This is a genomic window from Streptomyces sp. NPDC054813 (genome assembly GCF_053611365.1).
Map to the genome: position 1 here is coordinate 264,677 of NZ_JBSHAF010000011.1, position 18,663 is coordinate 283,339.

An 18,663-nucleotide genomic window follows, 5' to 3' on the forward strand; every position below is an offset into this window, starting at 1 on the left:
CTCTGGGGTGTGGGGCCGAGATTCGGGCCATAACCCGGCCCTGTCCCAATATGGGTTTTCGGCGCTCTGGGGGGGGGGGGGGGGGGCGGGGGGCCCCCCCACCCCCCCCCCGCGCTGCCCATCACGTCCAGCGGCGACATCATCGTGGACGGCGTTCACCAGCGGGTCTTCATCAGTGACCCGTCGGGAGGCAAGGTCGTCGCCACCGACTACAACGGCACCGTCATCGGGACGATCACCTCGCTGCCGCAGGCTGACGGCCTGGAGCTTTCCGCCGACTCGGCAACGGTCTACGTCGCCGTGCCGGGAGCCGATGAGATCGTGGCCATCGACACGGCGACGCTCACCGAGGCCGGGCGGTACGCGACGGGTGACGGCACAGGTCCGCAGCACCTGGCGCTCGCGGGCGGCAAACTCTGGTTCGGCTATGGCAGCGTCGGCCACGGCAACATCGGTTCTCTGGACCTGTCCGGCGGGCAGCCGCAGGTTTCCCTCGCCCAGGAGGCCGACGGGACGTGGAAGGACGCTCCCCTGCTGGACTCGGCACCCGGCGCTCCCGACACCCTGGCGGCCGGCTCGCGCCAGTACTACTTCACCCTCGGCGTCTACGACGTGTCGTCCGGCACGGCCGGCCGGACCGCGTTCCTCGGCGGGCAGGACGCCGCCATCGGAAACACCGCGGAGGACCTGGCGCTCACCCCGGACGGCACGGAACTCGTGGTGGCCACCTCGGCAGGCGACTTCCAGCAGGTCTTCCGGACCTCGGACCTGTCGCAGACCATCAGGTATCCGAGCGGCTACTCGGCACAACGGTCGGTGGATGTCGCGCCGGACGGCCTCGTCGCGGTGGGCACGGACACCTACGCCAACTTCACCCCCCAGGTGTCCGTCTACGAGCCGGGCGGCACGGCCCCGAGGCGGACCGCCGATTTCACCGACGAACAGGGTGGAGTCTCCCAGGAGACCCTGCTCGATCACGGCGACCTCGCCTTCGCACCCGACAGCAGCCGGCTCTTCGCGGTCACACACGGTCTCTCCAACAGGTACAGCCTGCGCGTCGTCACCGACCCCGGCAAGGCCGTCACCACCGTCACGGTAAACGCCCCGGCGACCGCCGCCCGTGCCAAGTCACTGACCGTCTCCGGCAAGGTCACGAACACGCTCGGGCTGCCCGCGGGGAGCACCGTCGCGGTGACTCGGACGGACCTGGAGTCCCCGAACGGCAAGGCGCTCTTCGCCACGACGGTGAAGGCGGACGGGACCTTCTCCTTCACCGACATCCCGCCCGCGGGCGGCAAGGTCACGTACAAGGTCTCCTATGCCGGCGGCGCCGATCGCACCGCTGCCTCCGCCTCGGACACGGTCGAGGTCTCCCGGTCCTCCGCGACCCTGACCGTGAACAGGAACGGCACGGTCTACGACTACGCCAGCAACGTGACGTTCACCGCCCATCTCGGCACGACGTACAAGAACCGGACGCTCTCGCTCTACGCGGACACAGCGGGCGACGGCAAGGGCAAGTACCTGGTCAAGACCGGCACGGTCAACAGCGCGGGCAATCTGTCGGTCACCTTGCCCCTGAAGCGCGACACCACGGTGAGCGCGTCCTTCTCCGGTGACGCGCGGACCGCCCCGAAGACGGCCACGAGCCGGGTGGGCGCGAAGGTCAAGGTGTCGCTGAGCCTGAGCCGCTACTACAAGACGGCCAAGGTCAGCGGGCAGACCAAGTACTACTTCCGGAAGAAGACCAATCCGCTTCTCACGACCACGATGACGGCCTACCCCGGCCGCTCGCAGAAGCTGGAGTTCCAGATCTACTCCGCCGGCGCCTGGCGGTCGGCGGGGTACGACTACTTCAAGCTCGGCTCCACGGGCAAGTCGGTGGTGGAACTGCGTGGCACGCACCAGACCGGCTACTCGATGCGCGTGCGGTCGTCCTACATCAACAACTCCTCGAACGACACCGTGAACTCGACCACGCACGGCTCCTGGAGATACTTCACCTTCACCAGCTGAGGCCGCCCCCCAGGCCCGGCGCATCCGATGACGCGCCGGGCCTGGGAATACGTCTTCCTCAGGAGGCGCGATCGAGCCGAGTGTCACGCTCAAGGACACGATGGCGCGCGCCGGCTACTCCTCGGAGCGGGCCGCGCTGAATCCTCGGTTCAAGGTCGGCTCGTCTCCTCAGCCCCGATGGGCAGCGGTGCCAACACGCTTTCCAACTGTGGTGGTGTTCCTGGAGGCCTCGGACGGGGCCCTTCACCTGCGTTCATGAGGGGTCAGCTGGTGGGGCAAGCCCGGTGAGCGGTCCCCACTGAACGGCCGTGAACGCGGCTGAATGAGACGGAAACTGAGACGGCACAGCCGACCGCCGATACGGCTCCGTACCTCGTTCTGGTGCTGCCGCCACATGGGAGTATGTGAGCGTGGAGACCGCGGCGGACCTGCGAGTGAGTTCTCGGGGACCGACTCGCCCCTCTGACATCGCCGATGCCCTGACGGCCATCGACAAGGAAGAGGCGGGAACCGTCATGACCTACCTGTCTGCGGATGACCTGGTCTTCCCCTGCCGGCTGCGTCGGCGCGGGAGATCGTCGGCATGCCCGAGGGCTTCCGGTTCTACGATCTCCGACACACGGGACACACGCTGTCCACGCGCTCCGGCGCCACGCTCAAGGACACCATGGTCCGGGCCGGACAGTCCTCCGAGAAGGCGGCGCTGATCTATCAGCACTCCGACGACGAGCGGCAAGAGGAGGTCGCCGCCGGGCCGGACGCCACGGTCCGTAAGGCACGGGCCGCTGCCGCAAAGAGAGCGCCCGACAAGCCATCTGGCACGAATCCGGCACGCGACAACTGATCATCATGAACAGCAAAAAGGCCCGGGTCTTCGACCTGGGCCTTCTCCATGGAGCGGGTGACGAGAATCGAACTCGCGCTCTCAGCTTGGGAAGCTGATGTTCTACCATTAAACTACACCCGCGTAAGACGCCGACCGGAGTTGGTGGCCGAACGCTCGCTCACTGTACCTCATCGTGAACCCCCGGCGCTCAGGCCTTGGGGTTCGCGTGCGTTTCAGGGGTGGGTCGGCGGTGGGATCCGGGTGCGGGCGGCCGGAGTTGGGGCGTACGGTGGGGGCTTGGGAGAGGGGCCGGGTGTGCCGGAGTGCCGCCTGGAGAGCCGTCCCTTAGATCCCGTAATGTGGCTTTCCGTCGTCACGGCAGTAAGCCCGACGCGGCTCCTGGGGAAGGGATTCAAGGGACTTGATGGAACACACCGTCGTCCGCTGTGCCGAAGGGCACGTGTTCAGCACCACTTCGTTCCCGATGCAGCAGGCCGAGCGGCTCGGCCCCGGTCGGCTCGTCCGGTGTCCCAAGTGCGCCCGGCTGCGCAGCGTCGTGCCGGTCGCCCTTGAGAAGCAGCAGCAGTAGTAGTCGGCAGTAGCACGGGCGCGCGGACTGTCACGATTGTCGTGGGTCCGCGCGCCTTGCGTATCCTCGGGGCGTGCTTCTCTCAGACAAGGACATCCGGGCCGAGATCGACGCCGGGCGGGTACGGATCGATCCCTACGACGAATCCATGGTGCAGCCGTCGAGCATCGACGTGCGGCTGGACCGCCTGTTCCGGGTGTTCGAGAACCACCGGTACCCGCACATCGACCCCTCCGTCGAGCAGCCGGACCTGACCCGGCTGGTGGAGCCGGAGGGCGACGAGCCCTTCATCCTCCACCCCGGGGAGTTCGTCCTCGCGTCGACGTACGAGGTCATCTCGCTCCCCGATGATCTTGCGTCGCGGCTGGAGGGGAAGTCCTCGCTGGGGCGGCTCGGGCTGGTCACGCACTCCACCGCCGGGTTCATCGACCCGGGGTTCAGCGGGCACGTGACCCTTGAGCTGTCCAATCTCGCGACCCTCCCCATCAAGCTGTGGCCGGGCATGAAGATCGGGCAGCTGTGCATGTTCCGGCTCTCCTCCCCCACCGAGCACCCCTACGGCAGTGAGCGCTACGGCTCCCGTTACCAGGGGCAGCGCGGGCCCACCGCCTCCCGCTCCTACCTCAATTTCCACCGGACGCAGGTGTGAGGGGCCGGCCATGAGCAGTGACGTACGGGAGAACCTCTCCTACGAACGGTTCGGCGTCGCCGTGCGCGAGCTCGCGCAGACCATCGCCGACGACGGGTTCGAGCCCGACATAGTGCTGAGCATCGCCCGCGGTGGCGTGTTCGTCGCCGGCGGCCTCGCCTACGCCCTCGACTGCAAGAACCTGCATCTGGTCAACGTGGAGTTCTACACGGGGGTGGGGACGACTCTCGAGATGCCGGTCATGCTCGCGCCCGTCCCCAACGTCATCGACTTCAGCGAGAAGAAGGTGCTGATCACCGACGACGTCGCCGACACCGGCAAGACGCTGAAGCTGGTCCGCGACTTCTGCCTGGACACCGTCGCCGAGGTCCGGTCCGCGGTGATCTACGAGAAGTCCCACTCCCTCGTGAAGTGCGAGTACGTGTGGAAGCGCACCGACGACTGGATCAACTTCCCGTGGAGTGTTTTGCCTCCGGTACACAGGTCGGGTGAGGCAGCCAAGCCGAACAGGGAATCGCTCTAGGGAGTCCTGTGCGCGCGGCCATGGTCGCGTGTTAGCGGATATCGGTCGTCTGGGTAGCACACCTCAGTGGACTGGATATCTCCGGTGAGCACCCTGGCCGGCGCCGTGGTCGGTGTGGGTTCCGCACTGATCGCCGAGCGCATCCGTTGGCGCCGCGACCAGGAGCGGGAAGGGGCGCAGACACGCAGGGCTGTCTACTCCGCCTTCCTCATGGCGCTCAGCCAAGGTCACTCGGACATGAGGTCGGTCATCCTCAGCCAGGATCGCCCGATCGGCGACCGTCTCTACGGTGACCTTCATCAGGCTCTGGACGGTTCGGGTGTCTGGAGGCTGCGGCAGAGCCTGTCGCTCACTGCCTCCGCCGAGATCATCCGGCTGGCGGTTGATGCGTGTGACGCGCTCACGCGGATGCGGGACGGGCTGATCGAGAATCCCGATGTCAGGAGTGACGCGTACTTTCGGGTGAGGGCCGATCTCTGGCGGGACAACGCTCATCTGCGGGAGGCCATGCGTCGAGACCTGGGCATGGACGGTGCGCCGGATCCTGAGGTCGGCCAGTACCGCTATCCGGCTCCGCCGTGAACAACTGGAGGGGCACCTCCTGAAGTGTCGAGCCGCCCGTGGTGAGGCCGGACGGGCAGGTTCTCGACACCCGACAGGGGCCGACAGAGGCATCGGAGACACCCGAAGCACCATCACAAGGGCCCCCGGCCGAGTCGCCGGGGGCCCTTGTCGTACGCGGGTGGAAGGCTAGAACGTGCCCAGCTTCACGATCGACAGCAGGGCGATCAGCTGGATCGCCGACGCGCCCAGGGCCTTCGGCCAGGGCAGGTCGTGGGACTTGCCGACCATGAGGGTGAGAAGCGCGCCCGCCGCGATCCAGGTGGCCCAGCCGAGGATCTGCACGAAGCCCGCGTCGCCGCCGAAGAACATGGCGAAGAGCAGACGGGGGGCGTCGGTGATCGACATGATCAGCATCGACAGGCCGACCGTCGGCTGCCAGGCCCCGTCGCCGCCCAGCTGGCGGGCCAGGGTGTGGGTCACCACGCCCAGGACGAAGGAGGAGAGCACCATCGCGATCGCCGTCGTCAGCACGATCGGTACCGCGTTGGTGAGGGTGGCGCTTATCGCGTCCGCGCGGGCGCCGTCGAAGCCGAAGACCGCGAGCAGGCCGTAGAGGAAGGTCACGATGAGGGCGGGCCCCCACATCGCGTAGTCCCGCATCTGGAGGAACGTCTGGTTCGGGGCGAGCACGATCCCCTTCAGCAGGTCCTTCCAGTGCAGGCGCGGGCCGATCGGGCCGGACGGCGCCGCCGAACCGGCGTGGTAGGTCTCGCCCCGCGTGTAGCCGTCGGCCTCGTCGACCGAGAACGCCTGGGTGTGGCCCGGCTGGTTCGCCGCGTACGGGTCCGGAGTGCCGGCGCCCTGGCCGCCGTAGCCGTGGTCGTCGCCGAAGTACTCCGGGCCGTCGCCGCCGGGCTGCCCCTGCCCCGGGTAGCCACCGCGCCCCTGCGGCCAGCCGCCGCCCCCGCCGTTCTGCGGGTACGGCTGCGAGGCCGGCGGGTACCCGTACGACGGTCCCGCCGGCTGCCCGCCGAAGCTCTGGGGCGGCGCCTGCTGCCCGTACGCGGGTTGTTGCGGTCGCGTGTGCGGGGCACGGTCGTCCCGGCCGCCGCGTCCGATCCTGAATCCAGCCACGTCATCGAACGTACCTGGTCCGGGAGATCCGTGTGGCGGGCTCGGGCGCCCGAGCCCGCCTTTGCCGCAGAGCTGTGACATCCCCTAAGGGATCCCCATGGGATGTCCAAGGCATGTCCAAGGGACTCCCCTTGGGGGCCCGGGCGTCACTGGCCGATGGTGAACCCCAGCTGGGGCGCCCCCGCCGTCGAGACACCCACCGACGTCGGTCCGAAGCTCACCGCGCCCGTCGCCGTCAGGCCCGAGGCGGAGCCGCGCAGGGTCCACACCGCGCCGTCCGAGCCGTTCTCGCCGCGCGCGCCGACCGCCAGGTCGGCCTTGCGGTCACCGTTGAGGTCGGCCAGGTGGACGGCGGAGCCGAAGAAGTCGTTGTCCTCGTCGGCGCCGGGGACACCGGGTGTGTTCTCGGTGTACCGGGTGGCGCCCGCGCCGGTCAGACCGGCCGCGGAGCCGCGCAGCAGCGTGACCGTGCCGGTCTGCCAGGCCGCGCCGACCCCCTCGAACTCGGCGCCCACCGCCACGTCGGCGTATCCGTCGCCGTTGACGTCGCCGACGGAGAGCGAGTCGCCGAACGAGCTGGTGCCCGGGGCGCGGGTGGCGCCGGGGACGCCCGGGCTGTCCTGGGTGAGCGCCGCCTGGGGTGTGGGGCTGATGCCGTGCGCGCCGCCCAGGTAGGCGGCGACCGTGCCGGGCCCGACCTTGTCGCCGTAGACGGTGTTGTAGGACGTGACGACGTCGTCGTAGCCGTCCCCGTTGAGGTCGCCGACGACCGCACGCTGCCAGCCGCCGCTCTCCAGCGTCCGCTGGGCCTTCGGCCGGGACTCCGCGCCCAGGTACACCAGGTTGCCGTCTATGTACTCGCCGCTCCCTGAGCGGATCGAGCCGCTGATCACCAGGTCGTCGACGCCGTCGCCGTTGATGTCGCCGGCGGCCAGCGACTGGGAACCGTAGAGGTTGCCGGTGGCCAGGGACGGCACCACCCAGGTACGGGACGCGGCCCCGGTGGTCTTGGTGAAGGTGCCCCGGAAGATCTGCACGTCGGCGCCCGTGCTGCCGACGGCCAGGTCCGCCCGGCCGTCCGCGGTGAAGTCGCCGACCGCCAGGGACATGCCGAAGCGGGTGTGGGAGGTGCGGGCCGGGTCGGCGACGATACGACCGCCGGTGAGGCCCTTCTTGCTCCCCCAGACGATCGTCACCGACCCGGCCTCGCCGTCCTCGCCCTCGGCACCCACGACCAGGTCGGCGTACCCGTCCCGGTTGAGGTCCCCGAAGGCGAGCGACGAGCCGAACGCGTCGTCCTTCTCGGCCGTGCCCGGGACACCCGCCGAGTTCTGGGTGACGACGGTACGGCTGGACGCCTTGACGCCGGACTTGGAGCCGTAGGTGACGACCACCGCGCCCGCCCGCGCCCTGCCGCCGACCGTGGCGCCCGGGGCGGCGGTGGCGAGGTCGCGGTAGCCGTCACCGTTGAAGTCGTCGGCGTACTTGGTCGGCGCGGCGGAGGCCGGGCCGGCCAGCGGGACGAGGCCCGCGGTCAGGAGTGCGGCGAGGGTCGCCGCCGTACGCATACGCATGATCAGCCCTCCAGTACGTCGCCGAAGTAGGCGGTCCCCGACGGGCCGCCCAGGGTGGTGCCGGTGAAGGTCCTGGAGCCGCCCGCAGTGATGCCGGCGGTAGTGGACTTGAAGAGCCAGACGGCGCCGGCGCTCTTGTCCTCGTTCGCGGCGGAGGCGACCAGTTCGGCCCGGCCGTCGCCGTTCGCGTCGGTGAGACGGACGGCCGCGCCGAAGTTGTCGAGGGTCTCGGCGGTGCCGGGGACACCCGCCGTGTTCTGGGAGAAGAGCTTGGCTCCGCCGCCGGTCAGTCCGGCGGCGGAGCCGCGCAGGACGGTGACCGTGCCCGCCTTGCGCGCCGAGCCGAGGGTCTCGTCCTCGGCGCCGACGGCGATGTCCGGGTACCCGTCGCCGTTCACGTCCCCGGCGGACAGGCTCCAGCCGAAGCCGTCGCCCTTCTCGCCCTTCTCCGGGACGCCCCCCGTGTCCTGGGTGATCCTGACGGGAGTACGGCTGCTGAGGCCGCCGGCCGCGCCGTAGGTCACCGTGACCGCCCCGCCGAGGCCGCCGTTCGGCTCGGTGGCCGACTTCTCCAGGAAGTTGCCGGTGACGATGTCGCCGTAGCCGTCCTTGTTCACGTCGGCGATGACCGCTTCGTAGCCGCCCGCGAGCTTCTTGCCGACCTTGAGCGTGCCGGTCGCGGAACCGGTGTAGAGGACGCTGCGAGTGCGGTAGTCGCCGGAGGCGGTCTCCTCCTGGCCCATGACCAGCAGGTCGGTCTTCCCGTCGCCGTTGACGTCGCCCGCGATCAGCTTGTCGGAGTAGATCGTGGTCTGGGCGACCGTGTCGATGCCGACCAGGGCAGCCGCCTTGCCCTTACGGGTGAAGGGGCCGCGGAAGACGTCCAGGGACGGCGTGGAGTTGTTGCCGACGGCCAGGTCGGTGTGGCCGTCGCCGTCGAAGTCGCCGGCCGCCAGCGCCCAGCCGAGTTCGTTGCGGTACCTCGGCATCGGTGAGGAGAGGTTGCTGGCGCCCTTGAGGCCGCTCGCGCCGCCCCAGAGCACGGTCACGTTGCCGTAGGAGTCGGTGGTGCCGATCCGCTCGCTGTGGACGCCCACGACCAGGTCGGTGTAGCCGTCGCCGTCGAGGTCGCCGGTGGTGAGCCGGTCGCCGAAGTAGTCGCCGGAGGCCGGGTTGCCGGGGACGCCGGTGGTGGCCTGGCTGATGATCTGGCGCTTGGTGGTGTCGAGGCCGTTCCTGGTGCCGTAGACGACCGCGACGTAACCGGCGCCGGACTTGCCGGAGATCTTGGCGACGGGTGCGGCGATCGCGAGGTCGCGGTAGCCGTCGCCGTTGAAGTCGCCGGCCAGGCCGGAGGGGGCGGCGGAGGCGGTGGCGGCGGGCAGGGCGGTGAGCAGGCCCGTGGTGAGGGCGGTGGCGAGCAGCAGGGTGGTGCGCTTGGGCATGGACTTCCCCGTGAGGTGGTGAGGTGACGAGGTGACGAGGTGACGAGGTGACGAGGCATGGTCGGGTGGCGGCGCGTCACCTCGTGGTGGTCACGCCGAAGTTGCCGTCGCCGTTGCCGTCGCCGTTGCTTGCGGCAGAGCTGTGGGATCCCCCCGGAACCGGCCCCCTGAGGGCCGGTTCCGGGGCCGCCCGGGGGCGTCAGCCGGTGAGGCCCATGCCGAACGCGCCGTACGTACGGGAGAGCTCGAAGGTACCCGGGCCGAAGGACTTGGCACCCGTGGCAGTGATGCCGGAGGCGCTGCCGCGCAGGGCGGTGACCGCGCCGACACCGTCGTCCTCGAAGGAGGCCCCGACGGTCAGGTCCGCCTTGCCGTCCTTGGTGACGTCCGAGAGCACGAGGTCCGAGCCGAAGTAGTCCATGGACTCGGCGGTGCCGGGGACACCGACGGTGTTCTGGGAGATGGTCCGGGCACCGGTACGTGAGACGCCGCCTGCCGAGCCGTTCATCAGCACGACCAGGCCGGTGTCCTCGGCCGCGCCGATGTCCTTGAAGACGACGCCGATGGCCAGGTCGCCGTAGCCGTCGCCGTTGGTGTCACCGATGGAGACGGCGCCGCCGAAGCCGTCGTCCGCCTTGTCGGTGCCGGGGACGCCCGTGGCGGACTGGGTGAGCTCGGCCATGGGGGCGTCGCCGTTGACCGGGCCGCCCTTACTGCCGCGGATGACGACGACCTGGCCGCCGAGAGTGCCGGTGTGGTCGTCGTCCTTCGAGAAGACGTTGCCGATGGCGATCTCGTCGTAGCCGTCGCCGTTGATGTCGCCCAGGGCGAGGGAGGTGCCGCCGTTCAGCGGGCGCGGCTGGGTCGCGACCACGCCGTTGGACGCACCGAGGTAGGCGGCGCCCTTGGACCAGCTGCCCGACGGGTCCGAGGTGAGCGCGGTGCGGTAGGTGAGGACGAGGTCGGCCTTCTTGTCGCCGTTGGTGTCGCCCGCGGCGAGCGCGTCGATACCGTACTTCGCCTTGTCCGGCGTGGGGACCTTCTGGGTGCCGCCGGTGGTGCCGGACTTGGTGAAGCCGCCCTTGACGATGTAGGCGTACGACGCTGCCGTGCCGGACGCCAGGTCGGCCTTGCCGTCGCCGTTGAAGTCACCGGCGGCCAGCACCGAGCCCCAGGCCTCGTGCTTGGCCGCTGACGGGTCCTTGACCGTCGTACCGTTCTTCAGGCCGCTCGCCGAACCCCACAGGATCGTGACCGAACCGCCTTCGGTGTCCGAGCCGTTGGCCTCGCCGGGCGCGCCGACGGCGAGGTCGGTGTAGCCGTCCTTGTTGAAGTCGGCCACTGCGAGCGCTCGGCCGAAGAAGTCCTCGGTCTCGGCGGTGCCGGGGACACCGGCGGTGTTCTGGCTGACGATCGAGCGCTTGGCGGGGTTGAGTCCGGAGGCGCTGCCGTAGACCACGGCGACGTACCCGGCCATGTTCTTGCCGCCGACCTTGGCGTAGGGGGCGGCGAAGGCGACGTCGCCGTAGCCGTCGTGGTTGAAGTCGGCCTTGTAGGCGTGAGCCGTGGCGGCGGACGCGACGGGGGCCGAGAGGGTCAGCAGACCGCCGGTCAGCGCGGCGGCGGTGGCCGTCGCGAGGGCGAGGCGCGGGAACGTGTGCATGCGGGTCGTCTCCTGCGGCATGCGGGGGCCGCCCGCCTCCCGGCGGACGGCCGAAGTCAATGGTGTCCAGCGATCAGGAGACCCGCACCGAGGAGTAAGGGTTGTACATGGGTTCGGTGAATCTTTGAAACTGCTGTGACTTACGGGGACGTTGGTCCCGACTGATGCACGACGGGCCCAAGAGCGTAGTCAAGATCAATGAAGATGTCCAGCTAAGCACATAGCCTTGACCTGCGGCGATGAGTGCCACGCGACCCGCTTTGATCCAGACCCCCGGGTGTCTATTTCGCGGAAATGCGCGTAACCATGGGGGCCGGGTCCCTGAGGGCCCTTCGTTCAGGGATTGACCCACCCCCCCTGTGGGCCCAGACATGAGAAAGACCGTCCATCACGGTGGGCAGACGGTCTCTCAAGTTGGGTCGGGTCACTCCGCGTCGGCAAGCGCCCGATACAGCGTCGCGCGGGACACCTTGAGCGCCTTGGCAATGGCCGTCACACTCTCGCCCTTCACCTTCCGGGCACGAGCGGCAACCAGCTTGTCAGCGTCCATGACGGACGGCCGTCCACCCGTCCGACCCTGAGCCTTGGCAGCGTCCAGACCCGCCCGCGTGCGCTCAACGATCATGTCTCGCTCAAGCTCAGCAAAGGCAACCATCATCGTGAAGAAGAACTTGCCCTCACCCTTCGGCGAGTAGCTACCAGCCAGCGTGCCCGTCAGAATCCGCAGCGCGATCCCCCGGGCGTGCAGATCCTCGGCGATCGTGAGCACGTCTTTGGTGGAACGGCCCAAACGGTCCAGCTTCCACACAGTGAGGGTGTCGCCCTCCCGCATGTAGTCGAGAGCGGCGAGCAGTCCGGCACGGTCGACGTTCTTGCCGGACGCCTTGTCCTCGAAGATGCGGGCGCACCCTGCCTCAGCGAGAGCGTTCGCCTGAAGCTGTGCGTCCTGCGCGTTGGTGCTGACTCGCTGGTAGCCGATCAAGGTTCCGGTGTTCTTCGTCGTCGCCATACCGAGATCGTCTCATAACCCGTCTCAAAACATTAATCCTCTCGGGCATGTTCTGAGACGGGTTTTGAACACCGAAAGCACCCCTCGGGCCACCTCGCGGCGACCGTCTCAATAACCATCGATTGTGAGACTGTGTCCGGCGGTCGCTCTCCGCAGAGTGCCCTCAGGCCAATCCGCGATCACTCGGGCGCCACTGTCCCGTCCCGAATGATCTGGCCCCCATCTCAAGTGGCCTGGTCTGATTCGTCGTTGATCTCACTTGATCTGGTTCGCGATCCTGATCACTGCACTACTCTGTCGAGCCATGGACGCGGACCGCTGGTTGGCAGACACCCGGACCTCCTATGACACGGTCGCGGTCAGCTATGCCGACCAACTACGCGAGGCTCTGACTGGGGCGCCGTACCTTCGGGCGGCTCTGGCGCTGTTCGCCGACTTGGTGCACGCCGCTGGCGGTGGGCCGGTGGCGGACGTGGGCTGCGGACCTGGACACGTCACCGCTCACCTGCACAAGCTGGGCGTGGACGCCTTCGGCATCGACCTTTCATCCGGGATGATCGACGTGGCTCGACGTGACCACCCCCGTCTGCGGTTCGAGGTGGGCTCGATGACCGACCTCGACCTCGCCGACGCTTCAGCCGTCGGCCTGCTCGCATTTTGGTCGTTGATTCACGTCCCCGACGAAGTAGTGCCCACGGTCTTCGGCCACTTTCGGCGCGTGTTGCGTCCCGGCGGACCACTGCTGCTCGGCTTTCACGTCGGCGACGGGTCGAGGCTGAAGACGCAGGGCTACGGCGGCCACCCGATGAACGTCCACGTTCACCGCCGCCAGCCCGACCAAGTGGCGGCCTGGCTACGCGATGCAGGGTTCACCGTCGAGGCCCACATGCTGATCGACCCCGACGAGAGCCTTCCAGGTGCGGTCCTCTTCGCACGCCGTCAGTCCTAGCCATGCCAGCGGTCCGCTTGCGGCCGACGACACCCGGGGTCGGTCGAGCTGTGACCAGCGGTTTTCCCACCAGTTCGGGCGAATCTGCGCGCATTCGCATTTCGGGGAAGGCGGGGGTGCCAAGGAGGGAGCCGGAAAAGTTCCAGACCCCCCATCCCGCCTGCCAGCGACCGTCAGTCGTTCAGCGCCACGCCCCGCCAACCCTCGTATCCGGCCAGCTTCCGGCGCGCGCCAAAGCGACCGTCCATCGCAGCGAACAGCGCCCGCTTACCCCCGGTGGTCCCCAGCGATCGGGCAAGCACCGGCTCGGCGGCACAGAACGCTTCCCAAACGGCAGACGTACGCACGTGGACGCTGTGTGGCGCCGAGCCGAGACGCTTGACCCACTCAGCCGGATCGCGCAGCGGAGCCCGGAAGGCGTCGAACTGTGAAGCCAGCGACAGGAGGTGGGTCGCGCGGCCGTCGGGTGCCGACAGCATCTCGGACGCCACGGTGTCGAGCGATTGCAGGGTTTCCAGCGCGAACGGAGCCGGGGGAGTGGTGATGGCGGCAGCAGCTTGGCGCAGAGACGCGGCTTTCTGGTGCAGGAGCGCCCGTGCTCCTGCTTCGGTGAGCAGCGCACTGGTGTCGACACTCTCTGCCTGACGCTCCAAATCTGCGCGCCGCTCTCCGGCCTCAATGGCAGGGGCGTAGTGCCAGCGCAGCCCGGCGACCACGTCCGCCAGCCAGTCCCCCACGCCCTTGCGGATCAGCGGAAGATCCCGCCACTCCCCGCCGGGCGTCGCCCAACTTGCCCCCGTCCACACGAACGGCAGTGGGTCACGAGCCTTGTCAGCATGCTGGGCGGCAGTCTCCAGCGCGCGACGGGCGGCCACGTCGTCTATGTACTTCCTCAAGATCCGACTCTCTGTAGTTGCGTCCGGGCCTTACTTTCCCGCTGTCCCCAAGATCGCGAAGCGACGGAGGACCCCAGCAGGTGGCCCGAGGTGAACCAAAGGTCAACCGTTAGGTGACTCCATGGATCCACAAAACTCCAGGTCAATGACGAAATAGGTGAATGGAGAGACCAATATAAACATCTACCGCTGTAGGGCAAACCGGGAACGGTGCCACCATCGTCATTCGTCACCGGCCGACACCATCCGCAGGGCCACAATGCCCGCAGGAACGCCCACGGCCCGCCGCCGGAGGGATTCCAGCAACGGGCCGTGAACGGCGCTCAGGCGTCTACTTGGCTGGCGCTTCTGCCCAGTACACGACCACCCGTTCCGCCGTGTTCGCGTTCCGGCCCCTGCCCACGCTGCGTGCCACGCTCACACGGTCAACGAACAGCGCAAGGAACTCCCGTCGTTCCGAAAGGGCCCAACCGGCCCACGTCGACTCCGGCCCCAGCGGGTCACCCTCCGGGTCCGTCCACTCCGAGGGGATCGCCACCGTGCCGGCCTCGGCGGTCCCCAGTTCTTCCACGCGTCCGGCCGTTCGCGCCTCATGCGCTGTCAACCGCTCCACGGACTCACGGAACATCTGGTCGCCCACGGCACCCGCGTACAAGCCTGCCTGCCGGTCGACATACAGCGTGCGGAGCGCTTCCCGTACGTGCTCCAACTCGGCGTGTGCAGCTGCTAGTTCGGCCTGTCGCTCGCCCGTGTCCGCTTGCGCTGCAAACCGGCGTGCGGCCTCGGCGAGCCATTCGAGATCTTCGGGGTCTTCGGGGTCCAGCGCTGTCAGGCGGGACCACACGGTACGGGCTACAACGTCGTCAGCGGCGTCCATGTTGATGGCCAGACCACCGTGTCCCGATACGGCGCCGGACTGGGCCCGGTTGCACCGATAGAGCTGCTTGCCGTTCCTCCGGTCGGTCACCATGGACGACCCGCAGACGCCACAGAAGAGCATCCCGGCGCCACCCAACAGCGACGGCACGGAGCGCCCACCCTGACGGACCACCTGGGGCGCACGGCCGTCGAGCACGTCTTGAAGGCGCCACCAGTCATCCGGCGGAATGATCGGCTCATGCGCAGCCAGCGGGGCCCCTGAGGCGTCGCGCAGGATGACGCGCTTGGTCCCCTGGCGTTCGGCGGCGTAGCCAGCAAGGCGCGGGTCACGGAGGATGCGGAGCACAGTGGACGACACCCACGTCGTACGCTCCAGCGGCAGGCTAATGCCTCGGGCCCGGCGGGCGGTCACACGCGCTGACATGTCCGCTGCTTTGGTCGGTACGCCCTCAGTGTTCAGCTTGCGAGCCATGGCCGATGCGGTCATGCCGCCCAGTGCCCATGACACCATGTCGCGCACGTACGGCGCCTCAGCGGGATCGGGGACCAGCTTGACCACCACCAGTTCCCCGCGCGGCTCACGCGTCGACTGGAAGCCGTACGGGGCCATGCCGGACACGTGGCTACCCGCTGCCCTCAGCGTCTCTTTCGTCGCCGTGATGTACGCCGACTTCATGTCGGACTCTTGCTGGGCCAGCGCAGCGATAAGGCCGAAGATCGCGACGCCCATGGGGGTGGACGTGTCCAGGTAGGGCTCTTCGACGCTGACGAGCAGCACGCCGTGTTTGGCCAACTCCTCATTGATCAGCATGGCCTCAAGGGCACCCTGTCGAGTGAGGCGGGACAGCGAGAACACGACCACTGCGTCTACGTGTCCGGCGCGAACGGCGGACATCATCTCCTCGAACTCCGGCCGGACGACCTTGGGGTCCCAGCCGGATTTACCGACGTCGGCGAAGTGGCCCGCGTTGTCCCAGCCCTTGGCTGTGATCAGCGCCTCGCACTTGGTCCGCTGTGCTTCGGGGGACGACGCGGAGTCGTCCTCACGCTTCCTTGACTGTCGGATGTAGGACACTGCGCGCACATGGTCCAGGTTAGGGGTCCAGTCGAGGCCCCGTTTGACGAGAGGTGTCATGTGCCTAGCGTAGTAAAAATCAACGTACTGACCGTGCCGGCAGAGCAGCGGGAGACGCTGGAGAAGCGGTTCGCCTCCCGGGCGCACGCCGTGGAGAACTCGGACGGGTTCGAGTGGTTCGAGCTGCTGCGACCGGTCGAGGGGACCGAGCAGTACCTGGTGTACACGCGGTGGCGGGACGAGGAGTCCTTCCAGGCGTGGATGGAGGGGCCGATGAAGACGGCGCATCAGGGGGGTGCCGAGGGCGAGCGTCCGAAGCCGGCGGCCTCCGGGTCGACGCTGTGGTCCTTCGATGTGGTGCAGTCGGCGGGGCCGAAGGGCGAGTAGCGTCCGGTCCGCGTGGGGGATCACGGACGACGGCACGGCCCACCGGAGTGGCGGGCCGTGCCGGTTCGGGTCAGTCGGGTCAGGCCGGGGTGGCTGTCCTCTCGGTTGCCGGGGCCGGCTTCGGCAGGGTGCGGCGGGTGCGGGTCGGGAGGGCGAGGGTCGGGTTGGCGACGGCCCAGGCCGCGCCCTTGCAGACCAGTTCCTTGTAGAGGGCGGCGGTACGACCCGTCAGGGCCGCCCGTACGGCGCGGTCGTCCGCGGTGACGTACTGGATCAGGCCCTGCCCGCGGCCCAGCGAGATGCACTGGTTGAAGTACCGCAGCGGCACCTTCGGGAGCTTTCCGCCGGTCAGGCGGGCCGCGAGGGCGTCGGCTGCCAGCCACGCCATCGGCGCGCCCGTCGCGCACGACATGCGCAGCGGCTTGTCGCCGGGGCCGGTCGCCAGCGCCGCGTCGCCGACGGCGTACACGTCCGGGTGCGAGAGCGACCGCATGGTCCCGTCGACCACAATCCGCCCGGAGCCGGTGACCTCCAGCGTGCTGGCCCGCGCGATGGGGTGGACGGCGAAGCCGGTGGTCCACACCGTGACCGCGGCGGGGACCGTCCCGCCTTCGGCGGTGGTGACCCGGTCGGCCGCCACGGCGGTGACGGCGGTGTGCTCGTGCACGGTGACACCGAGACCGTCGAGGACCTTCCGCAGGTGCCGGCGGCCCTTGGCGGAGAGCCAGTCGCCGAGCGCGCCGCGGGCGGCGAGGGCGACGGCGAGGTCCGGGCGGGCCTCGGCGATCTCGGTGACGGCCTCCAGGCCGGTGAGTCCGCCGCCGACCACGAGCACCGGCTCCCCGGCCGGCAGGGCGGCGAGGCGCTCGCGCAGCCGGAGCGCGCCGGGGCGGCTCGCGATCTGGTGGGCGTGCTCGGCGGTGCCGGGGACTCCTTGGTCGTTCCAGGCGCTGCCGAGCGCGTAGACGAGGGTGTCGTACTCCAGCACCTCCGTCTCCTTCCCGGCGTCGACGGTGGTGACCGTCCTGCGGTCGGCGTCCACGGCGGTGACCCTCGCGAGCCTCAGCTCCACGCCGGTGCCCGCGAACATCTCGGCGAACGGCCGGGCCTTGAGGTCCTGGCCGGTCGCGAGCTGATGCATGCGGACGCGTTCGACGAAGTCGGGTTCGGCGTTGACGAGGGTGATGGCGACGTCTTCGCGGTGCAGTCGCCTGGCGAGACGGCCGGCGGCGATGGCTCCGGAGTATCCGGCGCCGAGGACGACGATGCGGTGCTGCATGTCCGTGCTCCTGTCGGGAAACGGCGAGTCTGGAAACGGCGACCCGGGAAACGGCGGGTCGCCCCTTGAACCGGGCGGCCCGCCGTTTCCTGACAGGAACGTGGAGTGAGGCGACTCACACAGGGTCAGAAGAGCCGGAGCAGGGGTTCGCCGTGGCCGGTGGCCGCCCACTGCCTGGTCGCGCGTTCGAGCTTGTCGGGGTTGACCTGGTTGCGGAGCGCGGCGATGCCCTCGGCGGTGATCTCCAGGCACATGACGCCGAAGACCCGGCCGTCGACGACCGCCACCAGAGCGGGGCCGCCGTTGGCGGTCGCGGCATGGAGCTCGACCGAGCCGCCGGCCAGGGCCCGCTGTGCCGGGCCCGGCTTGAACAGGCCCCGCATGAACGTCGCGACCGCGAGGGCACCCTCGAACGCCTTGGCGCGGGCCGGCACCTTCCCGCCGCCGTCGCCGACCGCGACGGCGTCCTGGGTGAGCAGCCGGACCAGCGGCTCGGTCCGGCCGCTGGTGGCGGCCGTGAGGAACTCCTCGATGATCCGCCGGGCGGCGGCCTCGTCGACCTCGGCGCGCGCCTTGCCGGCCGCGACGTGCTTCTTGGCCCGGTGGAAGGTCTGCTGGCTGGCGGCCTCGGTGACGTCGAGGATCCGGGCGATCTCCCGGTGCGGGTAGTCGAAGGCCTCCCGCAGCACGTACACCGCGCGCTCGCCGGGCGTGAGCCGCTCCAGCAGGGTCAGGACGGCGTACGACACGGACTCGCGCCGTTCGGCGGTGTCGGCGGGGCCGAGCATGGGGTCCCCGGCGAGCAGCGGCTCGGGCAGCCACTGGCCGACGTAGGTCTCGCGCCGGGCGCGGGCCGAGGTGAGCTGGTTGAGGCACAGGTTGGTGAGCACCTTCGTCAGCCAGGCCTCGGGCACCTCGATACGGCCGGTGTCAGCGGCCTGCCAGCGCAGATACGTCTCCTGCACGGCGTCCTCGGCCTCGCTCGCGGAGCCGAGGAGGCGGTAGGCGATGGCCGCCAGCCGGGGCCTGGCCGCCTCGAACCGGTCCACCTCGCTCATGGTCTGGCCCATGGCCCGGATCCTAGCCCGCACAGCGCACGGCGACCGCGCCCCCGCCGGCCTCCGCCGGCCTCCGCCTCCGGTAGGCGACCCCGGCCACTGTTGTCGTACGAAGGTATACGCATATTGTCGTGAATGGGTGGTATGC

General features: G+C 69.2%; 16 protein-coding genes, 1 tRNA gene and 1 pseudogene. 8 read left to right on the forward strand and 10 right to left on the reverse strand.

Annotation, left to right across the window (positions count from 1 at the left end; genetic code table 11):
- Positions 1-144 precede the first annotated feature (144 nt).
- Together ACWGJB_RS23955 and ACWGJB_RS23960 are read left to right on the forward strand one after the other, a co-directional pair.
- Positions 145-2,016: a YncE family protein gene (locus ACWGJB_RS23955; RefSeq protein WP_453382159.1), complete on the forward strand. Its 1,872-nt coding sequence runs from the start codon at positions 145-147 to the stop codon at positions 2,014-2,016.
- A gap of 565 nt (positions 2,017-2,581) precedes the next feature.
- Positions 2,582-2,860: pseudogene (locus ACWGJB_RS23960) on the forward strand (tyrosine-type recombinase/integrase); the annotation flags it as partial.
- 49 nt (positions 2,861-2,909) lie between these two features.
- Here ACWGJB_RS23960 and ACWGJB_RS23965 read toward each other — a convergent pair.
- Positions 2,910-2,983: transfer RNA gene (locus ACWGJB_RS23965), tRNA-Gly, on the reverse strand.
- 283 nt (positions 2,984-3,266) lie between these two features.
- Here ACWGJB_RS23965 and ACWGJB_RS23970 point away from each other — a divergent pair.
- From ACWGJB_RS23970 to ACWGJB_RS23985, 4 genes are all read left to right on the forward strand, one after another.
- The gene (locus ACWGJB_RS23970; RefSeq protein WP_453382160.1) at positions 3,267-3,431 is read left to right on the forward strand and encodes a hypothetical protein; all 165 of its coding nucleotides are present in this window, start codon (positions 3,267-3,269) and stop codon (positions 3,429-3,431) included.
- Between the two features lie 73 nt (positions 3,432-3,504).
- The gene (gene dcd, locus ACWGJB_RS23975) at positions 3,505-4,080 is read left to right on the forward strand and encodes a dCTP deaminase (protein WP_351709320.1); all 576 of its coding nucleotides are present in this window, start codon (positions 3,505-3,507) and stop codon (positions 4,078-4,080) included.
- Between the two features lie 10 nt (positions 4,081-4,090).
- Entirely contained in the window at positions 4,091-4,603 is a 513-nt protein-coding gene (locus tag ACWGJB_RS23980; protein WP_453382161.1) for a phosphoribosyltransferase, read from the forward strand.
- Positions 4,604-4,687: 84 nt separating this feature from the next.
- Positions 4,688-5,185, forward strand: a complete 498-nt coding sequence (locus ACWGJB_RS23985) for a hypothetical protein (protein ID WP_453382162.1) — start codon at positions 4,688-4,690, stop codon at positions 5,183-5,185.
- Positions 5,186-5,353: 168 nt separating this feature from the next.
- Here ACWGJB_RS23985 and ACWGJB_RS23990 read toward each other — a convergent pair whose 3' ends face one another.
- The 5 genes from ACWGJB_RS23990 to ACWGJB_RS24010 form a co-directional block, all read right to left on the reverse strand.
- Entirely contained in the window at positions 5,354-6,382 is a 1,029-nt protein-coding gene (locus tag ACWGJB_RS23990) for a Yip1 family protein (protein WP_453382163.1), read from the reverse strand.
- 65 nt (positions 6,383-6,447) lie between these two features.
- A complete protein-coding gene (locus tag ACWGJB_RS23995; protein WP_453382164.1) occupies positions 6,448-7,875 on the reverse strand; it encodes an FG-GAP-like repeat-containing protein in 1,428 nt (475 codons plus the stop codon).
- Between the two features lie 2 nt (positions 7,876-7,877).
- Positions 7,878-9,320: an FG-GAP-like repeat-containing protein gene (locus ACWGJB_RS24000; protein WP_453382165.1), complete on the reverse strand. Its 1,443-nt coding sequence runs from the start codon at positions 9,318-9,320 to the stop codon at positions 7,878-7,880.
- Positions 9,321-9,519: 199 nt separating this feature from the next.
- Positions 9,520-10,983, reverse strand: coding sequence for an FG-GAP-like repeat-containing protein (locus tag ACWGJB_RS24005; RefSeq protein WP_453382166.1), 1,464 nt, complete (start codon positions 10,981-10,983; stop codon positions 9,520-9,522).
- Positions 10,984-11,407: 424 nt separating this feature from the next.
- Positions 11,408-11,992, reverse strand: coding sequence for a recombinase family protein (locus tag ACWGJB_RS24010; RefSeq protein ID WP_393657677.1), 585 nt, complete (start codon positions 11,990-11,992; stop codon positions 11,408-11,410).
- Positions 11,993-12,296: 304 nt separating this feature from the next.
- Here ACWGJB_RS24010 and ACWGJB_RS24015 point away from each other — a divergent pair, with 304 nt between their 5' ends.
- Positions 12,297-12,941, forward strand: a complete 645-nt coding sequence (locus tag ACWGJB_RS24015; protein ID WP_453382167.1) for a class I SAM-dependent DNA methyltransferase — start codon at positions 12,297-12,299, stop codon at positions 12,939-12,941.
- A 173-nt stretch (positions 12,942-13,114) separates the two neighbouring features.
- Here the strand turns inward: ACWGJB_RS24015 and ACWGJB_RS24020 are convergent, their stop codons facing one another.
- Both ACWGJB_RS24020 and ACWGJB_RS24025 read right to left on the reverse strand, forming a co-directional pair.
- On the reverse strand, positions 13,115-13,837 hold the full coding sequence (locus ACWGJB_RS24020; protein WP_453382168.1) for a hypothetical protein: 723 nt from the start codon (positions 13,835-13,837) through the stop codon (positions 13,115-13,117).
- A gap of 331 nt (positions 13,838-14,168) precedes the next feature.
- Positions 14,169-15,851, reverse strand: coding sequence for a recombinase family protein (locus tag ACWGJB_RS24025; RefSeq protein ID WP_453382169.1), 1,683 nt, complete (start codon positions 15,849-15,851; stop codon positions 14,169-14,171).
- Here ACWGJB_RS24025 and ACWGJB_RS24030 point away from each other — a divergent pair.
- Positions 15,801-16,178: an antibiotic biosynthesis monooxygenase family protein gene (locus ACWGJB_RS24030; protein ID WP_453382170.1), complete on the forward strand. Its 378-nt coding sequence runs from the start codon at positions 15,801-15,803 to the stop codon at positions 16,176-16,178. The two genes, ACWGJB_RS24025 and ACWGJB_RS24030, sit on opposite strands and share 51 nt — an antisense overlap.
- A gap of 79 nt (positions 16,179-16,257) precedes the next feature.
- On the opposite strand, the gene ACWGJB_RS24035 is transcribed toward ACWGJB_RS24030, so the two are convergent.
- Both ACWGJB_RS24035 and ACWGJB_RS24040 read right to left on the reverse strand, forming a co-directional pair.
- Positions 16,258-17,457, reverse strand: a complete 1,200-nt coding sequence (locus tag ACWGJB_RS24035; protein WP_453382171.1) for an NAD(P)/FAD-dependent oxidoreductase — start codon at positions 17,455-17,457, stop codon at positions 16,258-16,260.
- 125 nt (positions 17,458-17,582) lie between these two features.
- Complete coding sequence (locus tag ACWGJB_RS24040) at positions 17,583-18,527, reverse strand: RNA polymerase sigma-70 factor (RefSeq protein ID WP_453382172.1); 945 nt, start codon at positions 18,525-18,527, stop codon at positions 17,583-17,585.
- Positions 18,528-18,663 lie beyond the last annotated feature (136 nt).